The organism is Roseateles sp. PN1, assembly GCF_038419725.1.
GTDB lineage: Bacteria > Pseudomonadota > Gammaproteobacteria > Burkholderiales > Burkholderiaceae_C > Paucibacter_A.
Genome location: NZ_JBCARA010000001.1, coordinates 61,871 through 88,306, shown reverse-complemented (window position 1 = coordinate 88,306; position 26,436 = coordinate 61,871). Strand labels below are relative to the sequence as shown.

The following is a 26,436-nucleotide window of genomic DNA, read 5'->3' as shown; positions in this document are numbered from 1 at the left end:
GTTATCTATTGGGCTCAAAGTTCAAGGGCATCCGCCCACATGCTTTGTCAGCAGCTAAGTCCTTACCAGAACAGGCAAAATACGGCTTATCCACAGCAAGGGCCGTCCCCTACTAAGACTACTAACAAAGTATTTAAAGATACTGTTAAAGACAGAGCGAAGCTCAAAAGTGCTTTTGTTGGGATTGCGTTGCACCCCTGCCCCAAGGCGGGCCAGCCATGTCACACTTGCGTCCCCAATGAAAACCCTGACTATTTTTTCCGCCTCCTGCGGTTTCGAATCCGCCTGCCAGATCACGGCCTTGCCCGTAGGGCATCGCAGCCATGGGCTGCATGGCCACAGCTATTTCGCCACCGTGCGTGCCGAACTGCCAGCCGACTGGGCGCCTTTTCCGGGCGGAGAGGTCGAAGAATTGCGCAAGCGCCTCGAGGCCTGCGTTGAACCGCTGGACCACGCGCTGCTGAACCGTTGCGTGGAAGAGCCCACCGACGAAAACATCGCCCGCTGGATCCGCCAGCGCTTGGAAACCGAGTTCGGCGTGCCCGGCATCCAGCAAATCGGGATTCAAAGCACCCAGCATTCGGGTGTGGACTTGGATGCCAACGGTTCGGCCCATGTCTGGCGCCGTTACCGCTTTCAGGCCGCGCACCAATTGCCCAATGTGCCCATGGGCCACAAGTGCGGCCGCATGCATGGCCATGGTTTCGAGGTCATCATCCACGCCAACCAAGACCTGGGTGAGCGGGCGCTGAGCATCGACTACGACCATCTGGACGAGGTCTGGGCGCCCTGGCACATGCTGCTCAACTACCAATGCCTGAACAGCATTGAGGGTTTGCACAATCCGACCAGCGAGGTGATTTCGGCCTGGTTGTGGGCGGGTTTGAAGCCGGTGTTGCCCGAGTTGTCCTGGATCACGGTGTACGAAACCGGCTCCTGCGGCGCGAATTTCGACGGCACGAACTACCGCATCTGGAAAGAATTGACGCTAGACAGCGCTATTCAGCTCAAGCGAGCGCCCACTGACAGCCCGCTGCGTGGCATCCACGGCCACACCTACACCTTGCGTCTGCACCTGAGTGCCGAGTTGGACAAGGTGCAAGGCTGGACGGTGGATTTTGGCGATGTGAAGACCTTGTTCGATCCCATCTTCAAGGCCATCGATCACCGCCCGCTGTACGAGATTGCCGACTTGCCCGATGGTGACACCGCCAGCCTAGCCGCCTGGGTGCTGGCCAAGGGGGCTGCGGTGCTGCCGCAGATCGACCGAGTCGATATGTACGAAACGCGTGGCTGCGGCTCCATCGTCAGCAGCAGCGGTGATGAGGCTTTGATTCCGGTATGACTTACGCTGTCAAAGAGATTTTCTACACCTTGCAAGGCGAGGGCGCGCAAGCGGGCCGGGCCTCGGTGTTCTGCCGCTTTGCCGGCTGCAATCTGTGGAGCGGCCGCGAGCAAGACCGCGCTGAGGCGGTTTGCAGTTTCTGCGATACCGATTTTGTGGGCGTTGACGGCCAAGGCGGCGGCAAATTCGCCAGCGCGGCCGATCTGGCCGAGGCTGTTGCGGCGCAGTGGCCGAGCGGCATGCCAGGCAAGCCCTATGTGGTGTGCACCGGCGGCGAGCCGCTGCTGCAGCTGGACGCCGAGCTGATTGCCGCCCTGCATGCCAAGGGTTTCGAAATCGCGGTGGAAACCAATGGCACCCAGCCCGCGCCCGAGGGCCTGGATTGGATTTGTGTCAGCCCCAAGGCTGACGCCGAAATCGTGCTGACCAAGGGTCACGAGCTAAAGCTGGTTTATCCACAGCCCTTGGCCAAACCGGAACGCTTCGAGTCCTTGGACTTCGAGCATTTCTTTTTGCAGCCGCTGGATTCCATCCTGAAAACCCAGCACACCCGCGAAGCGGTGGCTTATTGCATGAGCCACCCGCAGTGGCGGCTCTCGGTGCAGATGCACAAGGTCATCGGCATCGAATAAATCTGACCAACAAACGCCCCTGATCAGCTCCGGGGCGTTCCGTCAGTCTTGCTTCAGATCGTCTTGGGCAAGTGTGCGTCGACTCGGTCGAGCACCACTTCCGGCGCATCGGCCTCCAGCGGTCCTTCGTTGTTAAGCTGGCTGTGAAGCCGTTCCATATCCAGGTCACCGGTCCACTTGGCGACCACCAGGGTGGCCACACCGTTGCCAATCAGATTGGTCAGGGCCCGCGCTTCGCTCATGAAGCGGTCGATGCCCAGAATCAGCGCCAAGCCCGCCACCGGCACACCGCCCACCGCGCTGAGCGTGGCCGCCAGCACGATGAAGCCACTGCCGGTCACACCAGCCGCGCCCTTGGAGGTCAGCAACAAGACCGCCAAGAGGGTCAGTTGTTGCGTCAGCGTCATCGGCGTATTGGTGGCCTGGGCAATGAAGACGGCGGCCATGGTCAGATAGATCGAGGTGCCATCCAGATTGAAGGAATAGCCGGTCGGGATCACCAGGCCCACGGTGGACTTCTTGGCGCCCAGGTTTTCCATCTTGGCCATCATGCGCGGCAGCACCGACTCGGACGATGAAGTGCCCAGCACGATCAGCAGTTCTTCCTTGATGTACTTGATGAACTTGATGATCGAGAAGCCATGAGCGCGGGCAATGCCGCCCAACACGATGAAGATGAACATCAAGCAGGTCAGATAGAAGCTGCCCATCAACTTGCCCAGTTGCACCAGCGAGCCCAGGCCGTACTTGCCGATGGTGAAGGCCATGGCACCGAAGGCGCCGATAGGGGCCAGCTTCATGATCATGCCGACGATGGCGAAGAGCACATGCGAGGTCTTCTCGATCATGTCGAACACCAGGGTGCCGCGGCCGCCGAACTGGTGCAGGGCGAAGCCGAACATCACAGCGATCAAGAGCACCTGCAGCATCTCGCCCTTAGCAAAGGCATCCACGAGGGTGGTGGGGATGATGGCCAGCAGAAAGTCCGTGGTGCTGGCCAGTTTGCCGGGGGCTGTGTAGGCCGCAATGCTTTTGGTATCGAGCGCAGCAGGATCCACATTCATGCCGGCACCCGGCTGCAGCACATTGACCACGACCAGGCCAATGACCAGGGCGACGGTGGAAACGATTTCGAAGTAAAGCAAGGCCATGCCGCCGGTTTTGCCAACCTTTTTCATGTCCTCCATGCCGGCAATGCCAACCACCACGGTGCAGAAGATGATGGGGGCGATGATCATCTTGATCAGCTTGATGAAGCCGTCTCCCAAGGGCTTCATGGCAGCGCCGCTCTCGGGGTAGAAATGGCCCAGCAGCACACCCAACACGATGGCGGTGATGACCTGGAAGTAAAGAGATTTGTAAAACGGTTTGGCGCTCAAGGCGGTCTCCTTTCGAGTTTGCCGCGATCTTGCGCCGGCAATGGATTTGCGCCTATGAGGGGATTTGCAGACGCCAAGCGAAAAAAAAGGAGCCCGCAGGCTCCTTGATCAGCTGGGCTGACCGAATCAGAAGGTGTAAACCAGCCCTAGGGTGTAGGCCAAAGGATTGAGTTCCACATCGATCTGTTGGCCGGTGGACAAATGCCCACGCGTCTTCACCAATACCTTGGTGACGGTGGCATCCATGGACAAGCGCTCAGTGAACTTGGCGGTCAAGCCCAGCTGCCCGGTCGGGCCGAAGCGGTTTTCCATGGTCATGATGGTGGGATTGCTGGGCGAACCACCGGTCAAGGCTGACAAGGCCGCTGTGCTCTTGGGCTTCATGAAGACGGCATAGGTGATGCCAGCACCCACATAGGGCCGCAAGGTGCTGCTGGGCAAACCAAAGCGGTACTGTGCCGTCAAGGTGACCGGCAAAGCCTGCACATCGGCCAGCTTGCCCGTGCCTTCAATCGCACCAGCGCCGCGCACCTCATGCTTGAAGGGAATGGCCAGGGGCAGGTCGATGGCGATGTTGTCGGTCCACATCCAGGTGATGCCGCCGGAGATCTGGGTGGCGTTATTGATGTCGATCTTGGTGCCGGCCAAGCTGGCGGCACTTAGATCACCGCTGTTCACATCCGGGCGGATGGTGGTGGCGCCGATACGGGCCATCCAGGTTCCGGCCGATTGGGCTTGCGCCAGGCCAGCCCAGGTGGACAGAACAGCGGCGGCGATACAGAGAAGGTTCTTGGATTTCATGTGTTTGTCTCCTGATGCTTGCCGCGTTTACAGCCAACCCTTGATGGCCAAGGTCTTGGAGATCAGCTGACCGGTCAGCTGATGTCCGTAGGGCGTGGGGTGGAAGCCGTCTGAGAAGCCATAGCTCTTCCACCAGTCGGCGCCGCCGCTAACACCCGTGGGCGGGGCGGCCGACAAGGCCGTGGCGGTGCAGGTCAGGAAGTCGTAGGTCGGCAAACCATCGCTGCCCAGGCCGGTGATGGGGCAAGCAGGTGTCTTCACATTGCTCAGGCCAAACTGGGCAGGCGTAGCAACTTGGTCGTTGAAAGCGGTGTAGAAATCAACTACAGCCACCTTGGCTTCACCGGCAAACTTGGCCGCCAACTGCTTGTTGAAGGCCTCAATCCAGCTCTTGAACAGCGCTTCAGACTGGGCTCTCGCGGTGGCACCGGCCGTCCCGCCCCCGTAGGCGGCCGAAATGCCATCCAGCACCATCTGGAAGCGCGGCGTGTTGGTGATGCCAGGCATGTTTAGCACGATGACTTGCTGGGCGCCCTTGTCCAGCACGCTGGTCTTGATAGCGGCGTAGAAGTTGTCGGCCAGCGCCGTCATATAGACACCGCCGATCGTTGCCATCCCAGAGGCACCGCCAGCCAAGGCCGCGCCGACTTGCGCTGGCGTCAGAACCGTCGTCAACAAGCCCGCATAGGAAGCAGCCTTGTCGCTGGGGGCCTTCAAGTAAGCCCCCACCAGATCGGCCGCGTCATTGCCTCCGCCGTCAATCACAGCCAGATCGCCGGGTGAATAGCTGCCCAATGCGGCCACGGCCGCCATCTGGACGGTGATACCGCGTGGATCCGTGGGGTTGCTGTAGTAGTTGATGCGCCCGCCACCGATAGCGGCATTGGTGCAACCCGCCTTGGGGTTGGGCACAAAGGAGTCTGGGCCGGTTGCTTTGTAAAAGCTGCACAGGGTTTGACCATAGCTGGCGGCCACGCGCTCGGGGAAGATCAAGTTGTCCGCGCTCTGCACGGTGAACTTGAAGCCGTAGGTGCCCGAGTCAGCAATGCTGTCCCCGAACACTTTGACGGCGGTGATTTTGAGTTTGGGCGATGTGTCAGCAGTGCCGCCACCACCGCAGGCCGACAGGGTCACGGCGGCCGCGATGGCAAGTGATTTGATTAGGAACCGGTTCATTGTTTGTCTCCGTCATGTACTTCAAGCTGAGGTCCGTCAGGGACTCTAGGCAATAGTGCAAGCGCAGGCGCTGCGTGTTTGCCCCCGTCTGTGGCGCAAAAAGGGCTGATTTGCACTGATTTGGGGCCAAATCCGTAAAAAAAGTCACGCCGCAAGCCGCCATTTTTCAAACCTAGCCCAATGGACTGCTGTCAAGGCACAAGTTTGTGGATAAAAAAAGGATAGCAAGCCACTTATCCACAGGGCGAGACCGAAGTTCAGACTTGTTATCGGTTCACGCGCAAGTTCACCCGCCCTTCACCCACATGGTTTTGGCAGCGCTAAGTTCTTGTCATCCGGTAAGAAATTACACTTATCCACAGAAAAGCTCGCCCTCTACTAAGACTACTAATTTCAAATATGAAAACAAGATGAATACAGGTGTGGAACAAGAATTTTGAGAATGCACACTTTGCCTTTTAGCCCTTCAAGGCATGCCACACTTGCATCCCATGGACATCGAAGGACTGCAAAAGCGGCTTCGTCAATTCGCGCTGGAGCGGCATTGGCAGCCTTACCAAACCCCCAAAAACCTGGCGATGGCCATGGTGGTGGAAGCCGCTGAGCTGGTCGAAATTTTTCAGTGGATGACGCCTGAGGAATCCGCGCAAATCGCACAGCGGCCTGAGCAACACCAGCATCTGGGCGAAGAGATCGCCGATGTGATGCTTTACCTGCTGCAAATTGCCGATCACAGCGGTGTCGATGTCGCTGCAGCGGTGGAGCGCAAGCTGGCGCTGAACGCGATCAAGTACCCGGTCGCTTGACCCGGCGGGACTTTTTTTTTACTTCCTTGCCGATGCAGACGATTGCCGTCATTGACTTTGAGACTTCCGGTTTGGCGCCCAATGGTGGCGGGCGTGCCACCGAGATCGCCGCTGTGCTGGTGCGTGACGGCCAGGTGATCGACTCCTATGCCAGCTTGATGAAGACCGGCGTCTGGGTACCCCCCTTCATCGAGCAGCTGACCGGCATCAGCAACGCCATGCTGGAAGACGCTCCACCGGCCAGTGAAGTGATGCAAGAGTTGGCCGAGTTCACCCGTGCCTGCCCGATCGTGGCGCATAACGCGCCCTTTGACCGGGGCTTTTGGCAGGCTGAGTTGGCGCTGGCGGGCTGTGATGCTGACCCTGCGCATGAATTCGCCTGCACGGTGTTGCTGGCGCGGCGGCTCTATCCGGAGGCGCCGAGTTGCAAGCTTGGCAGCTTGGCGGAGTTTCACGGCCTGCCCAATTCCGGCCGCGCCCACCGAGCCTTGGCGGATGCGATGACGACCGCGCATCTCTTGTTTCGGATTCAGCAAGATGTGCAGGATCGCTTTGCCGAGGACTTGGAAGGCCTGCCCGTCGATCACGCTTTGCTGGCGTGTTTACAGCGCGCCAATAAGGCGGCATTGAAGCGCGCAGTGCAGGATTTCGTCAGGAAAAAACAGGGAAATGTCGGCGCTAGAAGCCTGCCGGCGCAGCAGCAGACGGATCCGAGGTGCTAAAAAATTGTGCTGTCAAGAGCCCGCTTGAAGCGGATTGACGCGCAGAATCTCGCCCTTCCGTTTCATTTATCGATAGCTTGCGGCCTTTTTCGGCCGCTCGCCGCCAGCTGCGGCGAGTGAACAATGTTTCGAGCTGCTTGATTGTTTCCCAGAGCTTTTTCGTATGTCGAGTATTCAGGTTCGCCCCGCCACCTTGCGTGATGCCAAGGGCATTGCAGAGATCCATGTTGCGGCTTGGCAAGACGCCTACAAGGGCTTGTTGCCCGATGCTGTGTTGGATGCCATGTCGGTGCAAAAGCGCCAGGCTTTCTGGCGCGAAGCCATCGACTTGTGCGAGCCCCAAGTGGTGGTGGCACACATCGACAATGAGCTGATGGGCTTTGTGGGTTTCGACCGTTCGCGCGATAAGGGCACACCTTCCAGCACTGGCGAGATCTGGGCTATGTACGTCAACCCGGTGCACTGGGATAAGGGCGTCGGCCTTGCGCTGTGGGATGCCGCTCGTGACGGCCTGCAGGAAGAAGGTTGCACCAAGGTCACCCTGTGGTGCTATTTGCGCAATGAACGCGCCCTGCGTTTCTTCGACCTGGCTGGTTTCAAGCGCGAGCTAGGCAGTGCCAAGACCACCGAAGTGGGTGGCACCCGCCTCGAAGAGCTGCGCTTGCATCGCTCCTTGGTCTAAGACCAGGACTCAACCGGGCCGGGAGGCCTGGTGCTTGTTTTCTTAGTCTGTGCCTTGCTGCACCCGCTAGCAGCAAGGGCCGTCAAATATCAGTTGGTATGAGCCGGCGCTGCTTGCGCCGTGGTTGCCCTGCTCGCCAACTGCTTTTTGCCTGGTCTCTTGGTTCAGAGACCCTGATCGCCCGCCATTGGCGCAGGGATCAAGACACGCTGTCCGTTGCTTGCTGACGCGCGCGGTAGTCACGCACTGCGCAGCGAATGGCACTCCTGTCGGCGCCGTTCATGGCCGCCCATGGTTGCACCCACTTGTTTCCTGATCGGTCCAGATCCGCGGCCAGCATTGGCGCTAGCCCTCGCTGTTGCTTGACCGCGTCATGGCGAGGCCGCACTGCCGCCGAAATTTGCGCTCTCAGCCTCCGTTTAGCTCTGGCATTGGTCGTCAACAATGTCTTCTCTGAGTCACGTCAAAAAGACCGTCCAAGGGCTTAGTATCTGTTGGCAAAGCCGGTTTTTACCGGCCTGGGCGTCGCTACAGCGGCGGGTTAAAAAGGCCGCTCATAAAGCGCATTCAGCCAATTTCAGGCAATGGCGCTTATCCGTTTTTCCTTCTTTCCTTGCTGCGCATTTCGCAGCAATTCTTATCGTCCGCCAATCGCGCAATCGCGAAGCAATGAGGGGGTAAAGTAATGACCCCTTACTTTCAGAAATTCACTCCTCGTGCTGGCTAAGCTTACCGTTAAGAATCAACTGACCCTGCCCAAAAGCGTGACCCAAGCCCTGGGCCCCGTGCAGTACTTTGAAGTACAAGAAAAAGCCGGCCAAATCATCCTCACCCCTGTGCGAATTCAACGCGGGGACGCCTTGCGGGCCAAGCTGGCCGAGTTGGAAATCGACGCCAAAACCATTGAGTCCGCACTGGACTGGGCCAGCGGCGAAAAAACGGTGAAAAAAACGCTGAGTAAAAAGAAGCCAACTGCCGAAACGCCAGCCCCTTCGGCCAAAAAAGCAGCGGCAAAACCATTGAGTCCAAAAATTCAGCCTCAGCCGGTGCCTTCGGCCGCTGCGCTGAAGAAGACGTCCAGCAAAACAAGCATCAAAGCTGCTGCTAATGCCGCTGCCAAAACCGCGACGAAAGCAGGCAGCAAAACCATTGCCAAGACTGCTCGCGCAAGTGCTGGCCCGGCTAAGCCATGAAGGCGGCGCCAAGAAGCAAGCCAGCATCGCAAACTCAGCCAAAACAATCAGCACTGCGAGTGGCGTTTGATACGCCCGTGCTTTTGGCTGCTTTGCTGCGCAACGATGCCTCGGCCAAAGCCATGCGGGCGAGTTGGCAGGCCGGCACATGCCGGCCGGTGATTGCCAAGGCTTCCGCCCAAGCCTTGATGATGGCCTTGGCCTACCCAGGCTTTGCGCTCAATGCCGCGCAACAGCAGGAATTGCTGGCGGACTTTCTGCCTTATGCCGAAGTATTGCCGACGCCTGCCTCAGCAGTTCGTCAAGACAAGCTTGGCTTTCTCAGCCCGGCGATGCAGGAGTTGCTGGCGGCTGCGGGTGAGCGATTGAATGTCTTAGTCAGCGATACCAAGCCGACCATGCCAGCGGCAACACGCCGCGGTGGCGGCATGTCATCAGTGCTCAATTGCCGAATCTTGGCGAGTGATGAGTTTCTGGCCGCGCTCTGAGGGTTTGCACCGTCGGTATTTCACGTTAGTTTGTTACATTGCCCGCAAATAAAAGAGGTAGCTCAGCGTGATGACGTCGGATATGTGGAGGGTGATTTTCTATGAGCGCGTGGGTGGGCGATTGCATACGGATCGCACCGGGCCTTGGTTGCCCAATAAGCAAATGGCCCAGAACTGGGCCAATTGGTTTGGTGCGCTCGGCTACCACGTCGCCCTGCAGAACCAAGGTGGCGAGTTGCATCGCATCAGCCTTGGTCTGCCGAACTGAGCTGCTTTAGAGACTGTCGCTACGGCGGCGGCGAACAAACATGCCCATGGCTGCCAGGCCAGCGAACATCAGGGCGTAGCTGGAAGGTTCGGGCACTGCGGTGATGGCGATGGCGCCGGTCGGCAGGGCGCCAGCTTCCCAGTTGGCCTTGTTGGCGAAGGTGGCGAGCCATTGCTCCTTGCTCTGGGCCGGGCCGTTCAAAATGCTGGTCTTGACATGGGCGCTGGTCATGGAAGTCAGGCTCATACTGACGGCGGTGCTGCCGGCGCTCAGGCCTGGGGCTACATTGCCGGAGCCGGAATCGGTGGCGTTTTCAAAGGCGCCTGTATCGTCGAAAACGTACAGGTGGTTTTGAGTCGCCTTGTTGAACAAGGGATTGCTGTTGCCGCTGTTCTGGAAAGCGTAGATCTGGTCGCCGGATTGGCCCAGGGCCAGACTGGCATAGCTGCCGTTGCTGCTGCCGGCGATGCTGCCAGCGGTCGCAAAGTCAGTCGATTTGCTGCTGACGATGCTGCCGGCGCTGATGGCGCTGGTCACGGTCCAGCGGGTCAAATTTTCATTGCCGTCACCGTCGGTGGCCGAAGAGCCGCGGAAGCCGGAACCGGTCCAGCCGTTGTCGGTGAAATAAATCACTTCGCCGGCAGCAATATTCTTCAGCGCCACAACAACGAAGGAGTCAGGCGTGCCGTTGTTGATGCGGCCGATGATGGCGATATCGCCGGCGGTCAGGGCGGCTTGGGCAGGAAGAATGGCGCCGGCCATCAAGGCCAGGGCGATCAGGTTCTTTTTCATGATGTGTCAGCTCAGGTTGGCAGTGCAGATGGGTCAGATTGCGCAAGAAGGCTTGCGTCCATCCGCACTGTGCGGAGCTAGCGTGACAGTGCCGTGATGCGCTCATGACCGGCCACTTGAATAGGGGGGAGTGCGGCTGTGGCCGTTGCGGCTCGATAGCCTTTGCACTCCAAGGCCCAGCCTTCAGTCGCACTGGCTTGGCTGTGTTGCTGCACATGCAGGGTGCTTAAGCCCTTGGCAGCGGCGCGTTGCACCAGGATTTCTGCCTGAGCCGGCGTCAGTTGCAGGGCGAAACGTGCCCAGCGTTTTTGCAGCAGAGGCTGGGCCCAGGCATCTTCCAGGGCCCAACGGATCTCGGCCTCGCTGTTCAAGGCCTGCACGGCCAGCACGCGCGGGGCCAGGGCCATGATGAAGCGGTTGAAGTCGCCACGCAGGGCGGCGCTTGGCAGCAGGCTTTCAATGCGGCTCAAGCGTTGGCTCCAGCCGGGCTTGGCCAGTTGGCGGGTCACCAAGGCTTGCAAAGCCTGGATGGGGTTGAACAGGCGCAGGCGGTTGGGGGGCAGCACGCTCATGGGAATCAACGCGGCTTCTTCATGGCTCAGCTCGGTGACAAAGCTGCACAGCACGGCAATGCGTTGCCACTCGGCGGGTCCAAGCGCGGCGATGCGCTGGATTGGGCCCTCGGCCACGCTTTGCGCCACCGCGCTGGCACTGTGCCAGCCATGTTGAGCCTTGGCCTTGTTGGCGGCGCGGCTCATCAAGGCGAGGTTGCCGGCGGCATAGCCAGCGTCGTCGCGCACCCGGTCCACCGAGGCGTGATTGCGTGCACTGCCCTGGTGGCTGAGGGCCTGGCGGGTGATGGGGCAATGCGCGACCTGCAGTTGCTGGAGATAGTTGGGCGTGAGCTGCACATCTTCGAAGCTGCGCCCGCGTGCCCAGGCATGGGTGCGCAGATGCAGCCAGAGTTGGGTCTGGCTATTGGCGCGCAGGGTGCGGCGGCCGAAGGTGGCGCAACCGGCTTGCCAGCCATGGCGCAGGGCCGAGGTGGCAAACAGGTGTTCCACCGGTGGGGTCAGGCCATGGTGGGCGAAATCCCAACCCAGGCGCAAGCCCAGGCTTTGGTGTGCCGGCAAGGCAGCAGCGTTTGCTTGGCTGCTGCGGTGTTCAAAGCTCAGGACTTGTTGCTGCTGCTGAGCGACGGGGGCTGCGGTCAGTGTCATTTTTTCCATGCTCCAGGTTGCCGGCCCGCGCATGCTTTGCACCGACCTTGTGGCACAGTGTCTGGCGCTGCTGGCTCATAGCGTGAGCCAGTGAAGATCAGGAGGAAAAGTGGACCGAACCGAACGTTTCTACAAAATCGAACTGATGATCCGCAACCGGGAATGCGTCAGCTTCGCCCAGTTGCTGGAGGCGCTGGAGGTGTCCCCGGCCACGCTCAAGCGTGATTTGCAATACCTGCGCGAACGCATGGACGCACCGATTGAATACGACGCTGCCGCCAATGGCTACCGGTTTGGGCAGCAATTCCGGGGCCAGCAGCATGAGTTGCCGGGTGTCTGGTTCAGCGAGAAAGAGCTGCATGCCTTGCTGACCATGCACCAGATGCTCTCAAGCCTGGATGAAGACGGCATCCTCAGCCGCCACCTGCAACCCATGTTCGACAAGCTCAGCGGCATGCTGGGCGCCGATGAGGCCGAGGCCAAGGCCTTGAGCCAGCGCATCAAGCTGATCAGCACGGCCAAGCGCCGCGTACCCTCGGAGTTTTTCGAGACTGTGGGCAGTGCCGTGGTGAAGCGGCTGCGGCTCAAGCTGCGATATCGAAGCCGTGGTAGCCGTGGCAAAGGCGGGCAGGGCAATGCGCTGAGCGAGCGCACGGTGTCACCGCAGCGCTTGGTGCATTACCGCAATACCTGGTACCTGGATGCCTGGTGCCATCAAAGCGAAGGCTTCCGGCGCTTTGCCCTGGACGCGGTGGAGGCGGCCGAGATGTTGGCCGAGAAAGCCAAGGCGGTGTCCATCAAACAACTGGAGGCCGAGCTGGATCAGGGCTATGGCATTTTTGCCGGGGCGCAGACACGGGAGGCGAATTTGGTCTTCAGCGCCGATGCGGCGCAATGGGTGTCCAAAGAGGAATGGCACCCGGCGCAAAGCAGTGCCTGGCTGGCCGATGGGCGCTGGCAGTTGCGCGTACCGTTCGTCGACGCCACCGAGTTGCTGATGGACCTCTTGCGCCATGCGGGCCAGGTGGAGGTCGTGGCGCCGGCAGAGCTGCGCCATGCCTTTGCCAAACGGCTGCGGCAGGCCGTGGAGATGCTGAACTAGGAAAAAGTGGTGCCGCCCGCGCAAGTTGGGGCGGGCGCTGCTCAGCTCTTTGGGTCAGAGCAAATCGGCCGGCACATTGCCGCCGTTATCTGCCAGCTTTTGCAGCACGGTCTTGTGCAGCCACATATTCATCTGCGCCGAGTCGCTCATTTTTTCGCTCGGGCAGGCCAGCTCGGTGGCCAACTCCTTGCGGGCCGCCAGGCTGCTGTCCAGATCGAGCAGCTTGAGCAGGTCAACGATGGAGACTTTCCAGTTCAGCTTCTCGGCGTGCTTGGCGGCCAGAGCCTCCAACTGAGCGACCACGTCAACGACCGAGATGGCCTGCACGGTAGGCTCGGCGACTTGAGCTACTGCGGCGGCCTGTGCAGCGACTTCAGCCGGCGCAGCTGCTGCTGTTGCGGGCTCGGCCGCTTTGGATCCGAAACCCAGCTTGTCAAGAATCTTGCCGAAAAAGCTCATGTGGCGCTCCCTTGCTTAGATGTATGGAAGCGCCGAGTTTGGCCGAAGTCCGCGTGATTCTTGTGACCGAAACGGTCAGCTGGCGGCCTCGTCACTGGAATCGGCTTCAGCGCGCTGCAGTCGCTCGCTATGCCAGTACACATCGTCACCGCCCAGGCCGTCGAGGTTGGCGCGGTTGAGCACGCGGGCTAGCACGAAGAGCAGGTCGGAGAGGCGGTTCAGATACTGGCGCGGCGCGGCATTGATGGCCTCGCTGGCGGCCAGGGTGACCACCGCGCGCTCAGCCCGGCGCGCCACGGTGCGGCAGACATGGGCAATGGCGGCGCTGCGGGTGCCGGCCGGCAGGATGAATTCTTTCAAGCGCGGCAGGGCGGCGTTGTAATGGGCCAGGGCCTCGTCCAGGCGCAGCACGGCGTCGAGTTTGAGCAGCTCATAGCCGGGCATGCAAAGCTCGCCACCGAGGTTGAAGAGTTCGTGCTGGATGGTGATCAGCAGCTCGCGCACATCGGCGGGCAGGGGTTCGGCCAGGAGCACGCCGATTTGCGAGTTCAGCTCATCCACATCGCCCATCGCTTGCACGCGCAGATGGTCTTTGGGCACGCGGCTGCCATCGCCGAGGCCGGTGGTGCCGTCGTCGCCGGTACGGGTGGCAATGCTGGAGAGTCGGTTGGCCATGGTCGGAGGATTCGTCAAGAGTGGGTGGGTCGGTTAACCCGCCATCTTGCCCCAACTTGGCGCAGCCTTGCGCTGCGCAGGCTCTTGAAGCCTTGGAACTTGTGCGTCATTGCTGAGGCACTGCCGCCTGGCTAGGCGGCCGGTGCTCAGTGCTTGCGGCCGCCGCTGCGGTGGATGGGCGGCTTGTTGGCGTGGCTGTGATCGCCGTGGAGCCCCTCGGAGTGGGGTGGCGGCACGCGGTGAACTTGCTCGGGGGCTTGGGCGTCAACCGGTGTGCGGCGGAACTCTTGCAAGATCAGGCCGAACAGATCAAAGCGGATTGCGCCCAGCACGGCTAGCACTAGGGCCAGCACGATCAGAATCAGGGTCAGGTCAGACATCGGGCACCTCCATTGAAGTTTTATCTTGCATCAATGGTGGCACCCGAACCAGTGCGGAGCAAGTGGCATTTGACCGCCACTTGCCCAAGGTCAAAACTGGTGGTTGTATTGCAGGCCCAGCAAGGCCGAGCTGACCGTGTAGCGTCCACGCACCGTTGCGCAGCTGGAGGTGTTTTTGGTGGCGTCGCAGACGGACGAACCCGAGGCGTTGACCACGCCGCCGTTGTCGTAGTTATTGACCTGCGCGGCTGCGATATTGATGTAGCTCAGCGCCACATCGAACGAGCTCTTGTTGCTCAACTTCCAGTTGAAGCCGCCGGAGACCCAGATCCGATCATTGTCGGGAATGGAAGGGGTACGGGTCGACAGCTTGACGGGCGACTGGTCAAAGGCCAGGCCACCGCGCAGCTTGAGCTGGTCGCTCCACTGGTAGTTCACGCCGAAGGCGGCGCGGATGGTGTTGATCCAGTTCTCAGGCGTAACCGAGTCGGGCAGCTTGTTGGAGAAGTCCACGCGCAGTTCGGAGAAGCGCGAGTGGCGGGTCACCGTCACGTCGCCCATCACAGCCAGCTTGTCTTGCTGCTTGAAGAAGTTGAAGGACAGCGATTCGGGGGTGTCGACGGCGAGGCTGGCGTCGCTGTCGGTGTAGGCGGCCAGCAGGCTTTGCTGCACGGCAGTGCCGGCACCAGGAATAGCGCCATTGAGCAGGGTGGCCAGGTTGGCGGCGGGGGTCTGTACTTGCCACTTCGCGGTGCCGCTCAGCTTATGTCCGATGGCCGAGCGGTAGGCGACGCCGAAACGGGTGTTCTCGTCGTAGTTGTACATCAGGCCCAGGTTGTAGCCGAAGCCCCAGTCCGTGCCTTCGACATCAACGCGGCCGGAGTACAGCGGGTTGCCGGAAACGGTCTTGATCAGGCCACCCAGCTTGTTCATCACAGCGGCTTGAATCACTTCGGTGGGCACACCAGGCACTGCATTGGCAGCAACTTGGCTCTTGATCACATTGGCCAGCGCGCCGGAGCCGAAGTCTGCACCCTTGCTCAGCTTGCCTTCGATGCGCTGGGCAGTCAGGCCACCACCGAAAGTCAGCTTTTCATTGACCTTGAATGCCAGCGAGGGGTTCAGGGCAATGGTCTTCAGCTCGGTGCCGATGGTGTTGTAGCGGCCGGTCCAGTCTTCCGAGTACTCGCTCTTGGAGCCGAAGGGCACGAACATGCCGAAACCCAGGCTCAGGCGGTCAGACAGCTGATGGCTCAGGTATGCGTGCGGCACGGCAGTCGTGGCAACGAACTTGCCACCATCGCTGCCCTTGATAGGCAGGCCGAGGGCTGTGGTGGAGCCCTGGTCTTCAAACTTGCCGGTCGGAATCACGATGTTCAAAACACCCGAAGCCTGGGTGCCACCCAAACGGGCCGAAGCAGCCGGGTTGTAAAACAGGCCCGAGGCGTCAGTGGCTTCGGCGCTGTTGGCGTTGGCGGTACCTTGGGCGGACGCGGATTGCGAACCGAAGTGGTAGCCCGACGCTTGGGCGCCGCCGATGAGGGCCAGCAAGGCCAAGCCGATGGTGGATTGAGCAAATCGCATACGAGAGTCTCCGAATGTTGTTGGGGGCGCCATCTATAGCGGCATCTATGTTTTTAATGATAGCCTGCACTGGCCTTGACACATGTTCAAAAAACAACGAGCAGGTTGGTGATGCGCGCCATGCGAACCTGACTCTGACCCTCAGGAGACATCATGTTCAAACCCCATACGCCTGCCGCTAAATTAGAGGCGCCCCTCTTTTTTAAACCGCTTGTTGCCGCGATGGCCAGCGCCCTGCTGCTGAGTGCCTGCGGTGGCGCCAGTGATAGCGACCCCAATTCGCCCGACACGCCAGCCAACCCTAGTTTCTCTGCCGAGATCCGTAGCACTAGCTATGGCGTGCCTCATATCAAGGCCGACAACTTCAAGGGCGCGGGCTACGGCTATGGCTATGCCTTCGCCAAAGACCATATCTGCTTGTTCGCTCAGGAGTTGGTGACCCTGCACGGTGAGCGTTCGCGCTACTTCGGCGATGTGGACGCCAAGGGCAACACCATTACCTATTTGGGCCAGTTTGGCGACTTCACGCCCAATCTGTCCTCCGATTTTTTCTATAAAACCTTGATGACGCCTGCATTGGCGCAAAGCATGAAGGCCGCCGCTGGCACGGAGGTCCGCGACATGGTCAGCGGCTTTGTGGCGGGCTATAACCGCTATCTGCGCGATCAGGGCGTGAACGGCCTGCCTAGCGAATGCAAGGGTGCGGCCTGGGTCAAGCCGATGACCGAGGACGATGCCTACTTCCGCTTCAACCAGGCCAGCATGGCGGGCAGTTCCATGCAGTTCATCAACGCTATCGGCGTGGCCCAGCCGCCCTTGGTCAAGCCCAGCGGCGCGGCGCCGGTCTTGAGCGCCAAGGCATTGAGCAAGAAGTCCACCCAGATGGCGGTGCTGAGTTCGCCGCTGATTCAGAACACCCGTTGGCTGCAAGAGCATGTGATCGGCTCCAATGGCTACGGCCTGGGCAAGGGCGTGACGCAAAATGGCGCCGGCATGGTGCTGGGCAACCCGCACTTCCCCTGGTGGGGCGCTTTGCGTCTGCATCAGCTGCACATCACCATTCCCGGCAAGTTCGATGTGATGGGGGCCACGCTGCTGGGTGCGGTGGTGCCCTTGATCGGTTTCAACAAGGATGTGGCCTGGACCCATACCTTCTCCACCGACAACCGCTTCACCCTGTTCCAGCTCAAGCTCGACCCTTCTGACCCGACGCGTTACCAGGTGGATGGCACCTTCAAGGCGATGACGCAGACGCCGCTGACCGTGCAGGCCTTGCAGGCTGACGGCAGCCTCAAGACCATCACCCGCACCATGTATGGCACGGACTACGGCCCGATGCTCAGCGACGGCGCCACTTTTGCCTGGGGCAGTAGCGCTGCCTTTGCGATCCGCGATGCCAACTACAGCAACTACAAGCTGTTGGACCAGGCGCTGTTGAACGGCAAGGCCACCAGCGCGGCCAGCTTGCGCGAGTCATTGGCCACCTACAACGCCTTGCCTTGGGTCAACACCATGGCGGCGGACAAGGACGGCAAGGCGCTGTATGCCAACTACTCGGTGGCCGCCAATGTCAGCGATGCGCAGCTGGGCGCTTGCGTCAACAGCCCGACTGGCCAATTCCTGCTGGCCAGCCGGGGCTTGGTGCTGATGGATGGCAGCAAGTCGTCCTGCCAATGGACGGGGGCCATTCCTGCGGCGCAGCGGCCTTATGTGCTGCGTGACGACTACATCGTCAACGCCAACGACAGCCATTGGTTCCCTAACCAGAGCACGCGCCTGAGCGGCTACCCCAAGATCATTGCCACCGGCCCGGATGCCGAAGGCAAGGTGCAAGGTGAGCGCACCCGTACCGGCCATGTGCAGGTGCTGGATCGCATGAGCGGCGCCGACGGCCTGGCCGGCAAGGGCTTCACCTTGGGTAATTTGCAGCAGGTCTATCAGAAGAGCCGCTTTTTCAAGGCGGAAATGTGGCTGGATGAGTTCTTGGCCGCAACCTGCAGCGGCGGTTCGCTCACTGCCCTGGACAGCAAGGGTGTGAGCACTGACCTCACCAAGGCCTGCGGCGTGCTGAGCATCTGGAAGAAGACCGAGGGCCTGGTGGACCCGGGCTCGCTGCTGTTCCGCAAGCTCTACGAGCTGACGGGTGAGTTGAAGGACGCCAGCTACTGGCGCATTCCTTACGACGCTGCCGATCCGGTCTACACGCCCAAGGGCTTCAACACCGCCAATACCAAGGCGGCCACCCTGCTGGCGGATGCGGTGAACTGGTTTGCGGCTCAAGGCATGCCGCTGGAAGAGGTCAACGCACGCCGCCAGGTGATCGTGCGTGACAGCGCGCCGATCTCGGTGCCCGGCGGCCGCTACACCTTCAACAATGTGCGTGGCAATCTGAGCGGCGGCTTGTATGGCGACCCGGTCTATGGCAATAGCTATATGCAGTTCGTCACCTTTGATGCCAATGGCCCGGTGGCCGAGGGCATGCTGACGTATTCGCAGTCCAGCCACATCCTGTCGCCCAATTTTGCCGACCAGACCAAGGCCTATTCGGACATCTTTATGAAAGGCGGCAAGTGGATCAAGCTGCCCTTCAGCGAAGCCGATATCAAGGCGGACCCGGCCTACAAGAGCATCACCATCAGTGAATGAGCATCCTCCTGCCGTGAAAGCTGCCTTGCCCGAGGCGCTGCTGCTCGCTTTGCAGCAGCGTTTTGGGCCGCGCTGCAACACCAGCCTGGCCATGCGTGAGCAGCATGGCCGGGATGAGTCGCCCATCGATATGCCGCCACCCGATGTGGTGGTGTTTGCCGAGTCGGTGGAGGAGATTGCCTTTGTGCTGGGCCTGGCCCATGCGCATGCTGTGGCGGTGATTCCCTACGGCACCGGCACGTCACTGGAAGGCCATGTGCTGGCGGTGCAGGGCGGCATCAGCTTGGATGTCTCGCGCATGAACAAGATCTTGGCCGTTCATGCCGAGGATCTGACCGTGACCGTGCAGGCCGGGGTGACCCGCAAGCAGCTCAACGAGGAATTGCGCCACGCCGGCTTGTTCTTTCCCATCGACCCGGGGGCCGATGCTTCGCTGGGCGGCATGGCCGCCACTCGCGCCAGCGGCACCAACGCCGTGCGTTACGGCACCATGCGTGAAAACGTCTTGGGGCTGACCGTGGTGTCGGGCCAGGGCCAGGTCTTGCCCACCGGCACGCGGGCCCGCAAAAGCAGCGCCGGCTACGACCTGACCCGCTTATTCGTGGGCAGCGAGGGCACGCTGGGGGTGATTGCCGAGGTGACGCTGCGTGTCTACCCGCTGCCCGAAGCGGTGTCGGCCGCGGTCTGCTTTTTTGCCTCGGTGGACGCTGCGGTGCAGACTGCCATCCAGATCATCCAACTGGGCGTGCCGATTGCGCGCTGTGAGTTGCTGGATGCCAATGCGGTGAGGGCGGTCAATGCGCACGACAAGCTGGGCCTGCGCGAAGCGCCCATGCTTTTGATGGAGTTCCACGGTTCACCGGCCAGCGTGGCCGAGCAGGCGCAGACGGTGCAAGCCATCGCCGGCGAGTTCGGCGGCAAAGACTTTGAATGGGCCACCACGCCCGAGGCACGCACCAAGCTCTGGACGGCACGCCACCATGCTTATCTGTCGGCACTGCAAACCAGGCCCGGTTGCCGCTGCGTGACGACGGACAGTTGCGTGCCCATCTCGCGCCTGGCCGAGATCATCAATGCCTCGGTGGAAGAGGTGGAGGCCGCCGGCCTGCCCTATTACATCGTCGGCCACGTGGGAGATGGCAACTTCCACATGGCTTATCTGATCGACCCGGCCATTGCGCAAGAGCGCGAGACAGCCGAGCGCCTCAGCCATCAAATGGTGCGGCGAGCGATCCAGTTGAACGGCACCTGCAGCGGTGAGCATGGCATTGGCCTGCACAAGCAGGGCTTTTTGCTGGAAGAGGCGGGTGAGTTGGCTGTGGACATGATGCGCAACATCAAAAAGGCGCTGGACCCGCGCGGCATCATGAATCCCGGCAAGATCTTCCGCGCCTGAATCGGCGCTAAAAAGCAGGTCAGCCGGGCCGCTAAGGGCCCGGCGATGCTGGCGACCACCCCCTTGAGTGCGGGGTTTGGGGGTGTAAATGTCACGCCCAGCGCCCATACCAATCAGCTACCAGCCGCAAGGCATATCCATCAGGGTTTGTGCTCAGTAGACTCTCCCTGTTGCCCGAATTTTGGGCTCACAAAGCTTTAAAGGCAGGATATGAACAAGCGTTTGCGTGCATTGGGTGGACTTCGACTGGTCTCTTTTGCGGCTCTGGCTATGGCGGGTGCCACGGCTCAGGCGCTGCCGACCATCGACTTCGGCGTGGCCTCGTCTTACAGCGGCTTCTTCTTCGGCAATGTGGGCCGAGCCGCCGATGTGGAAGGCCGCTTGGCGGTCGGCGGCAACCTGACGCACGGCTTTGACGTCGGTTATCGCAATCCTTACGGCGCCACCGCACCTTCGCTGGTGGTGGGCGGCAATGTCACCTGGAATGCCGGCACGGTTTACAACGGCCCGGCCTACAAGACCGACACCAATGCTTCCATCGGCCCCTGGGTGCCTTCGCCCGGCCAGAAGGCAACGGCCGTGTACGGCGGCAGCTTTGACAACAGCAATAAGTGGGGCGGTCAGAACTGGGTGCCGGAAGGCCAGTTCAGCAAGCAGCCCGGTTTCCTCGACTTCGCGGCCGCCAAGACGCAGCTGAACAGCCTGTCCAGCAGCCTGTCTGGTTTGGCGGCTAACGGCCAAATCAAGCAAGAAAACTCGGGCTTCACTTTGATCGGTGATGGTGTCTCCGACCTGGTGGTGTTCAATCTGGGCAATACCAGCAACATCGCCAACCTGACCTTCACCGGCATCAAGGCCGGCGCCCATGTGGTGATCAATAGCAGCGCGTCGCAAGTGAACTTCAGCGGCGGCCTGGGTGGTGACAAGGCGGATTCGAGCGATGTTCAGGCCAAGCTGCGTGACCGTCTGGTGTTCAACCTGCCCAATGCCACGGCAGTGGATGTGTCGACCTTTCTGAACGGCAGCGTGCTCGCTACTCAAGCCCTGCTGACCGGCAGCGGCCATCTGGAAGGCACTGTGATCGCCAACGGCCTGAGCACCAAGCAAGTGACCGGCTGGGATGGCAAGCCTTATGAAGTGGCACTGGAACTCGGCTACGAGACCTTCCAGCCCTTCACCAGCGCTGTGCCCGAGCCCGAGACCTACGCCATGATGCTGGCCGGCATTGCCGCCATCGGCCTGCTGACGCGTCGCCGCGCGCAAGCTAGCAAGGCTTAACAGGCCGCGATGGCCTGACAAAGACCGGTGCCGGCCTCGCTCAATGAGGCGGCGCCGGCACCTGCCAACGCTGGGTGATGTCGCCCTTGTCGTTGGCGCTTTCCAGCTGCACGCCAAAGCCCCAGAGCCGGGCCACATGCTTGAGCACCTCTTGTGCGCTCTCATGTAGGGGCCGGTTGTTGTGCTGGGTGTGGCGCAGGGTGAGTGAGCGGTTGCCGCGCAGATTCACATCCCAGACCTGAATATTGGGCTCGCGGGTGCTGAGGTCGTACTGCCGCGCCAGTGCCTCGCGCACATGCTGGTAGCCCGCGTCATCGTGGATGGCGGAGATTTCGTACTCCTTCTCGGCCTCGTCATCGACGATGGCGAACAGGCGGAACTCGCGCATCAGGTGCGGGCTGAGGTACTGGCCGATGAAGCTCTCATCCTTGAAATTGCGCATCGCGTGGTCGATGGTGGGCAACCAGTCCTGGCCGGCGATGTCGGGGAACCAGCGCCGGTCTTCCTCGGTCGGCTTTTCGCAGATGCGCTTGATGTCGGTGTACATCGCAAAGCCCAGCGCATAGGGGTTCAGATTCGCCATGGGCTGCTGCGCCACCACATTGGTGTGTGACTTGAGCCACTCGATCATCATGCCGTCGCTCAAATAGCCGTCGTCGTACATCTGATTCAGCAAGCGGTGGTGCCAGAACGTGGCCCAGCCCTCGTTCATCACCTGGGTCTGGCGCTGCGGGTAGAAGTATTGGGCGATCTTGCGCACGATGCGCACGATCTCGCGCTCCCAGGGTTCCAGCAGCGGGGCGTTCTTTTCGATGAAGTAGAGGATGTTCTCCTGCGGCTCATCCGGGAAGCGACGTGCCGCGGCCGCCTCATCGGCCTTGTCAGCCCGCCGGGGCAGGGTGCGCCACAGGTCATTGACTTGCTGCTGGGCATGGGCCTCGCGTTCGATCAGGCGGCTGCGCTCTTGCGCCAGCGAGAGCTTGGCGGGCCGGCGGTAGCGGTCAACGCCGTAAGACATCAGCGAGTGGCAGGAATCCAGCAGCGCCTCCACGCGGGCCAGGCCATGGCGCTCCTCGCATTCGGCGACGAAGTTCTTGGCGTAGACAAGATAGTCAATGATGCTGGACGCGTCGGTCCACATGCGGAAGAGATAGTTGCCCTTGAAGAAGCTGTTGTGGCCGTAGCTGGCGTGCGCAATCACCAGGGCCTGCATGGCCATGGTGTTCTCTTCCATCAGGTAGGCGATGCAGGGGTCGGAGTTGATGACGATCTCGTAGGCCAGGCCCATCTGCCCGCGTTTGTAATTGCGCTCGGTGGCGATGAATTCCTTGCCATAGCTCCAGTGCCGGTAGTTCACCGGCATGCCGACCGAGGCGTAGGCATCCATCATTTGCTCGGCGGTGATGATCTCCAGCTGATTCGGGTAGGTGTCCAGGCCATAGCGCTTGGCGGTGGCGCGGATCACGTCGTGGTATTGCTCAATCAGCTCAAAAGTCCAGTCGCTGGGCGAGGGCAGGGGCTGCTCGGGCCGGCGCTCCAGCGGCAGCATCTGGCGCAGGGGCGGCTTCTTGCGGTGCTCACCAAAGTCTTCACCTTGATGCAGCGGGGCAGGGCTGGCGCTCGTCGTGGTGCTGCTACTGCTGCTCATTTGTTCGCCCCTTCCTTCTTGAACAGTTCCCGGAACACCGGGTAGATCTGCGCGGCTTCGGTGGCCTTGCGCATGGCGAAGTGGCTGACGTCCTCACTCAGCTTGACGTATTCCTCCCAGAGGTTTTGCTCTTGCTCGGCCACTTGCACGTAGGCGAAGTAGCGGCATTGCGGCAGGATTTTCTCAGCCAGCAACTCGCGGCATTTGCCGCTGTCGTGGTGCCAGTTGTCGCCGTCGCTGGCCTGGGCGCCGTAGATATTCCATTCGCTGCGCGGGTAGCGTGCGCGAATGATCTCTTCCATCAGCACCAAGGCGCTGGAGACCACCGTGCCGCCGGTCTCGGTGGCATGGAAGAAATTCTGCTCGTCCACCTCCTGCGCCTGGGTGTGGTGGCGGATGAAGACCACATCGATCTTCTCGTAATGTCGGGTCAGGAAGAGATAAAGCAGGATGAAGAAGCGCTTGGCTAAGTCCTTGCGGCTCTCGTCCATGGAACCCGACACATCCATCAGGCAGAACATCACCGCGCGGCTGCTGGGCACCGGGGTGCGCACGCGGTTGCGAAAGCGCAGATCGATGGGGTCCAGAAAGGGGATTGCATCGATGCGGCCGCGCAGATGCTGGATGCGCTCTTCGGTTTCGGCCCGCAAGTGCAGCACCTCGGGGTCGCGGCTGTCTTCGCGTTTGATGACCGCCAGGCGCTCCTCCAGCTCATGCAGCTCGCGGCGTTTATCGGTGCCCAGGGCGATGCGGCGCCCCAAGGCTCCGCGCATGCTGCGGATCACATGCAGGTTGGTGGGTGTGCCGTCGCTGGTGAAGCCGGCGCGGTGGCTTTTCCATTCCGGCGTTTCGGCCAGCTGGGTGCGTTCCAGATTGGGCAGGGCCAGGTCCTCAAAGAAGACCTGCATGAACTCCTCTTTGCTGAGATGGAAGACGAAGTCGTCGTCACCCTCGCCGGAATCGCTGGCTTGCCCGCCGCCCTGGCCTTGGCCGCCGCCCTTGGGTTTGGGCAGGCGGTCGCCTTTGACATGCTCGGTATTGCCGGGCCGCACCACCTCGCGGCGGCCGCCTTCGCCATGGCCGAAGACGGGTTCGTTCAAATCCTTTTTGGGGATGTGAACGTCCTCGCCCTGGTTCATATCGCGGATGCCGCGCCCGTCCACGGCACGCCGCACGGCCTCGCGGATTTGTGCCTTGTGGCGTTGCAGAAAGCGCTCGCGGTTGCCGATCGACTTGTTCTTGCCCGACAGCCGTCTATCGATTATTTGCTGCAGCATAGGATGTCTTTCTTCACGCCCTTGGCGGGCCGAGCGCCGGGCCGCCCCAAGCCGGCCCGCGTCCCCTCGGGGGACCGGCCGATGTACTCATCGGACGAGGGGTTGTCATGAGCTTTTGCGCACGCGCAGATACCACTCGCACAAGAGCCTGACCTGCTTGGCCGTGTAGCCCTTGCCGACCATGCGGTTGACGAAGTCCTCGTGCTTCTTGGCCTCGTCCGCGCTGGCCTTGGCATTGAAGCTGATCACCGGCAGCAACTCCTCGGTGTTGGAGAACATCTTCTTCTCGATCACCGTGCGCAGCTTTTCGTAACTGGTCCAGGCCGGGTTCTTGCCGGCGTTGTTGGCGCGCGCACGCAGCACGAAGTTGACGATCTCGTTGCGGAAGTCTTTCGGGTTGCTGATGCCGGCGGGCTTTTCGATCTTCTCCAGCTCGGCATTCAGCGCCACGCGGTCGAACACCTCGCCGGTGTCGGTGTCGCGGTATTCCTGGTCCTGAATCCAGTAGTCCGCGTAGGTGACGTAGCGGTCGAAGATGTTCTGGCCGTACTCGGAGTAACTTTCCAGATAAGCGGTCTGGATCTCTTTGCCGATGAACTCAGCGTAGCGCGGCGAGATCGATTCCTTGATGAAGCCGATGTACTTCTGCTCGATGTCGGCGGGGAACTGCTCGCGCTCGATCTGCTGCTCCAGCACATACATCAGGTGCACCGGATTGGCGGCTACCTCGGCGCTGTCGAAGTTGAAGACCTTGGACAAGATCTTGTAGGCGAAGCGGGTCGAGATGCCGCTCATGCCCTCGTCCACACCGGCGTAGTCTCGGTATTCCTGATAGCTCTTGGCACGCGGGTCGGTGTCTTTGAGGTTCTCGCCGTCATAGACCTGCATCTTGGAATACAGCGAGGAGTTTTCGGGCTCCTTCAGCCGAGTCAGGATGGCGAACTGACTCATGATCTTGAGCGTGCCCGGGGCGCATTTGGCCTCGGCCAGCGAGCTGCCACGGATCAGCTTCTCGTAGATCTTTACCTCTTCGCTAACGCGCAGGCAGTACGGTACCTTGACGATGTAGATGCGGTCCAGGAAGGCTTCGTTGTTCTTGTTATTGCGGAAGGTCTTCCACTCGCTCTCATTGCTGTGGGCCAGCACGATGCCATCGAAGGGGATCGCGCCAAAGCCCTCCGTGCCCTTGTAGTTGCCTTCTTGCGTGGCGGTCAGCAAGGGGTGCAGCACCTTGATCGGCGCTTTGAACATTTCTACAAACTCCAGCAAGCCCTGGTTGGCCAGGCACAGGCCGCCGGAATAGCTGTAGGCATCGGGGTCGTCTTGCGAGAAGGTCTCGAGCTTGCGGATATCCACCTTGCCGACCAGGGAGGAAATATCCTGGTTGTTCTCATCCCCCGGCTCGGTCTTGGCCACGCCCACTTGCTTGAGCACGCTGGGGTAGCGCTTGACCACTTTGAAGCGGCGGATGTCGCCACCAAACTCTTCCAGGCGCTTGACCGCCCAGGGGCTGAGTATGCGGTTCAGGTAGCGGCGCGGGATGCCGTATTCCTGCTCCAGCAGGGGGCCGTCCTCGGCCGGGTCGAACAGGCCCAGCGGGCTTTCGTTCACCGGTGAGCCGGCCAAGGCATAGAAGGGCACCTGCTCCATCAGTTGCTTGAGCCGCTCGGCGATGGAGCTCTTGCCACCCCCCACCGGGCCAAGCAAATAGAGGATTTGCTTCTTTTCTTCCAGCCCTTGGGCGGCATGGCGGAAGTAGCTCACCACTTGTTCGATGGCTTCTTCGAGGCCGTAGAACTCCGCGAAAGCGGGGTAGATCTTGATGGTCTTGTTGGCGAATAGGCGCGACAGCCGGGTGTCGTTGCGCGTGTCTATCATCTGCGGCTCACCGATGGCCTGCAGCATGCGCTCGGCGGCGGTGGCGTAGGCCAGAGGGCTGCGCTTGCACTCGGCAAGGTAGTCTTCCAGCGAGAGTTCCTCAACCCGGGTGCGCTCGTAGCGCGCGGCAAAACTGCTGATCACGTCCATGCTGACCTCCTGTAAGGTCCCTGGCGCTACACAGATACAGGGCACGCATCTGGCATCGTCTGGGAAGATCTGATGGCGTCCTCTGGCGCATTGCAGAGGGCGTCATCAGAGCTTTCCTGGTTTCAGCTTAGCTGAATCCGAAGCCGCTGACGGGCACTTGAATAGGTGTCTGAGCAACAGTAAGTTTTGTTTCGTCCTGGTTGAAAGCTTGAACTTTGTACCGGCCGACAAAGGCCTGAAAAACTGGGTCTTCCTGATGCTTTAACTGGTCAAGAGGGCTTGCCGTTGACAGGGCTTGCTGGCCGCTTGGAACTGATTGTGCACCTGTGCAAAGCCGCTTGCTTGCTGTGGTTTTGAATGAACTTAATTTATTCTTGATCAGACCGGCACGGCCTGCCGATGTGACCCGCCCCACAAACGAAAAAGCCGTGCAATGTGTCACGGCTTTTTGGCGTTAGG

General features: G+C 60.8%; 24 protein-coding genes. 12 read left to right on the top strand and 12 right to left on the bottom strand.

Translation table 11 applies throughout. The features are described 5' to 3' along the window. Positions 1-238 precede the first annotated feature (238 nt). Both AABB87_RS00265 and queE read left to right on the top strand, forming a co-directional pair. A complete protein-coding gene (locus tag AABB87_RS00265) occupies positions 239-1,345 on the top strand; it encodes a 6-carboxytetrahydropterin synthase (RefSeq protein ID WP_058721353.1) in 1,107 nt (368 codons plus the stop codon). Continuing rightward, complete coding sequence (queE, locus tag AABB87_RS00260; RefSeq protein WP_341969078.1) at positions 1,342-1,977, top strand: 7-carboxy-7-deazaguanine synthase; 636 nt, start codon at positions 1,342-1,344, stop codon at positions 1,975-1,977. The genes AABB87_RS00265 and queE overlap by 4 nt, the downstream gene beginning before the upstream one ends. Positions 1,978-2,030: 53 nt before the next feature. Here queE and AABB87_RS00255 read toward each other — a convergent pair whose 3' ends face one another. The 3 genes from AABB87_RS00255 to AABB87_RS00245 form a co-directional block, all read right to left on the bottom strand. Continuing rightward, positions 2,031-3,356: a dicarboxylate/amino acid:cation symporter gene (locus AABB87_RS00255; protein ID WP_341969075.1), complete on the bottom strand. Its 1,326-nt coding sequence runs from the start codon at positions 3,354-3,356 to the stop codon at positions 2,031-2,033. A gap of 126 nt (positions 3,357-3,482) precedes the next feature. Then, on the bottom strand, positions 3,483-4,157 hold the full coding sequence (locus tag AABB87_RS00250) for an OmpW/AlkL family protein (RefSeq protein ID WP_341969074.1): 675 nt from the start codon (positions 4,155-4,157) through the stop codon (positions 3,483-3,485). A gap of 27 nt (positions 4,158-4,184) precedes the next feature. After that, entirely contained in the window at positions 4,185-5,333 is a 1,149-nt protein-coding gene (locus AABB87_RS00245; RefSeq protein ID WP_341969073.1) for an SGNH/GDSL hydrolase family protein, read from the bottom strand. A gap of 491 nt (positions 5,334-5,824) precedes the next feature. Between AABB87_RS00245 and AABB87_RS00240 the strand changes: the two genes are divergently transcribed. From AABB87_RS00240 to AABB87_RS00215, 6 genes are all read left to right on the top strand, one after another. Further along, positions 5,825-6,139, top strand: a complete 315-nt coding sequence (locus AABB87_RS00240) for a nucleotide pyrophosphohydrolase (protein ID WP_341969666.1) — start codon at positions 5,825-5,827, stop codon at positions 6,137-6,139. Positions 6,140-6,171: 32 nt separating this feature from the next. Beyond that, a complete protein-coding gene (locus AABB87_RS00235; protein WP_341969072.1) occupies positions 6,172-6,861 on the top strand; it encodes a 3'-5' exonuclease in 690 nt (229 codons plus the stop codon). Between the two features lie 163 nt (positions 6,862-7,024). Then, entirely contained in the window at positions 7,025-7,543 is a 519-nt protein-coding gene (locus tag AABB87_RS00230; protein ID WP_341969070.1) for a GNAT family N-acetyltransferase, read from the top strand. 716 nt (positions 7,544-8,259) lie between these two features. Further along, on the top strand, positions 8,260-8,736 hold the full coding sequence (locus AABB87_RS00225; protein WP_341969069.1) for an AbrB/MazE/SpoVT family DNA-binding domain-containing protein: 477 nt from the start codon (positions 8,260-8,262) through the stop codon (positions 8,734-8,736). Between the two features lie 77 nt (positions 8,737-8,813). Then, entirely contained in the window at positions 8,814-9,224 is a 411-nt protein-coding gene (locus AABB87_RS00220) for a hypothetical protein (protein ID WP_341969067.1), read from the top strand. A 67-nt stretch (positions 9,225-9,291) separates the two neighbouring features. Next, complete coding sequence (locus AABB87_RS00215; RefSeq protein WP_341969066.1) at positions 9,292-9,492, top strand: hypothetical protein; 201 nt, start codon at positions 9,292-9,294, stop codon at positions 9,490-9,492. Between the two features lie 6 nt (positions 9,493-9,498). Here the strand turns inward: AABB87_RS00215 and AABB87_RS00210 are convergent, their stop codons facing one another. Both AABB87_RS00210 and AABB87_RS00205 read right to left on the bottom strand, forming a co-directional pair. Then, positions 9,499-10,284 carry a PEP-CTERM sorting domain-containing protein gene (locus AABB87_RS00210; protein ID WP_341969065.1) on the bottom strand — a complete coding sequence of 262 codons (786 nt, stop codon included), beginning with the start codon at positions 10,282-10,284 and terminating at the stop codon, positions 9,499-9,501. A 77-nt stretch (positions 10,285-10,361) separates the two neighbouring features. Next, the gene (locus tag AABB87_RS00205; RefSeq protein WP_341969064.1) at positions 10,362-11,504 is read right to left on the bottom strand and encodes a hypothetical protein; all 1,143 of its coding nucleotides are present in this window, start codon (positions 11,502-11,504) and stop codon (positions 10,362-10,364) included. A gap of 109 nt (positions 11,505-11,613) precedes the next feature. On the opposite strand from AABB87_RS00205, the gene AABB87_RS00200 reads away from it, so the two are divergent. After that, positions 11,614-12,606, top strand: a complete 993-nt coding sequence (locus AABB87_RS00200) for a helix-turn-helix transcriptional regulator (RefSeq protein WP_341969062.1) — start codon at positions 11,614-11,616, stop codon at positions 12,604-12,606. A gap of 54 nt (positions 12,607-12,660) precedes the next feature. Here AABB87_RS00200 and AABB87_RS00195 read toward each other — a convergent pair whose 3' ends face one another. The 4 genes from AABB87_RS00195 to AABB87_RS00180 form a co-directional block, all read right to left on the bottom strand. Beyond that, positions 12,661-13,065: a DUF3597 domain-containing protein gene (locus tag AABB87_RS00195; protein WP_341969061.1), complete on the bottom strand. Its 405-nt coding sequence runs from the start codon at positions 13,063-13,065 to the stop codon at positions 12,661-12,663. 75 nt (positions 13,066-13,140) lie between these two features. Next, a complete protein-coding gene (locus AABB87_RS00190; protein WP_058721366.1) occupies positions 13,141-13,740 on the bottom strand; it encodes a cob(I)yrinic acid a,c-diamide adenosyltransferase in 600 nt (199 codons plus the stop codon). A 146-nt stretch (positions 13,741-13,886) separates the two neighbouring features. Further along, positions 13,887-14,120, bottom strand: coding sequence for a hypothetical protein (locus tag AABB87_RS00185; RefSeq protein WP_341969060.1), 234 nt, complete (start codon positions 14,118-14,120; stop codon positions 13,887-13,889). A 90-nt stretch (positions 14,121-14,210) separates the two neighbouring features. Beyond that, the gene (locus tag AABB87_RS00180; RefSeq protein ID WP_341969058.1) at positions 14,211-15,704 is read right to left on the bottom strand and encodes an OmpP1/FadL family transporter; all 1,494 of its coding nucleotides are present in this window, start codon (positions 15,702-15,704) and stop codon (positions 14,211-14,213) included. A gap of 222 nt (positions 15,705-15,926) precedes the next feature. On the opposite strand from AABB87_RS00180, the gene AABB87_RS00175 reads away from it, so the two are divergent. The 3 genes from AABB87_RS00175 to AABB87_RS00165 all read left to right on the top strand — a co-directional run bounded on the left by AABB87_RS00175 (position 15,927) and on the right by AABB87_RS00165 (position 21,024). After that, positions 15,927-18,350 carry a penicillin acylase family protein gene (locus AABB87_RS00175; protein WP_341969057.1) on the top strand — a complete coding sequence of 808 codons (2,424 nt, stop codon included), beginning with the start codon at positions 15,927-15,929 and terminating at the stop codon, positions 18,348-18,350. Between the two features lie 13 nt (positions 18,351-18,363). Further along, entirely contained in the window at positions 18,364-19,746 is a 1,383-nt protein-coding gene (locus tag AABB87_RS00170) for an FAD-binding oxidoreductase (protein WP_341969056.1), read from the top strand. A gap of 210 nt (positions 19,747-19,956) precedes the next feature. After that, the gene (locus tag AABB87_RS00165; RefSeq protein ID WP_341969055.1) at positions 19,957-21,024 is read left to right on the top strand and encodes a choice-of-anchor A family protein; all 1,068 of its coding nucleotides are present in this window, start codon (positions 19,957-19,959) and stop codon (positions 21,022-21,024) included. A 40-nt stretch (positions 21,025-21,064) separates the two neighbouring features. Here AABB87_RS00165 and AABB87_RS00160 read toward each other — a convergent pair whose 3' ends face one another. The 3 genes from AABB87_RS00160 to AABB87_RS00150 all read right to left on the bottom strand — a co-directional run bounded on the left by AABB87_RS00160 (position 21,065) and on the right by AABB87_RS00150 (position 25,977). Further along, positions 21,065-22,672, bottom strand: a complete 1,608-nt coding sequence (locus AABB87_RS00160; RefSeq protein ID WP_445944818.1) for a SpoVR family protein — start codon at positions 22,670-22,672, stop codon at positions 21,065-21,067. Continuing rightward, on the bottom strand, positions 22,669-23,949 hold the full coding sequence (locus AABB87_RS00155; RefSeq protein WP_341969054.1) for a YeaH/YhbH family protein: 1,281 nt from the start codon (positions 23,947-23,949) through the stop codon (positions 22,669-22,671). Before AABB87_RS00155 ends, AABB87_RS00160 begins: the two co-directional genes overlap by 4 nt. Positions 23,950-24,054: 105 nt before the next feature. Beyond that, positions 24,055-25,977 carry a PrkA family serine protein kinase gene (locus AABB87_RS00150; protein ID WP_058721373.1) on the bottom strand — a complete coding sequence of 641 codons (1,923 nt, stop codon included), beginning with the start codon at positions 25,975-25,977 and terminating at the stop codon, positions 24,055-24,057. Between the last annotated feature and the right edge of the window lie 459 nt (positions 25,978-26,436).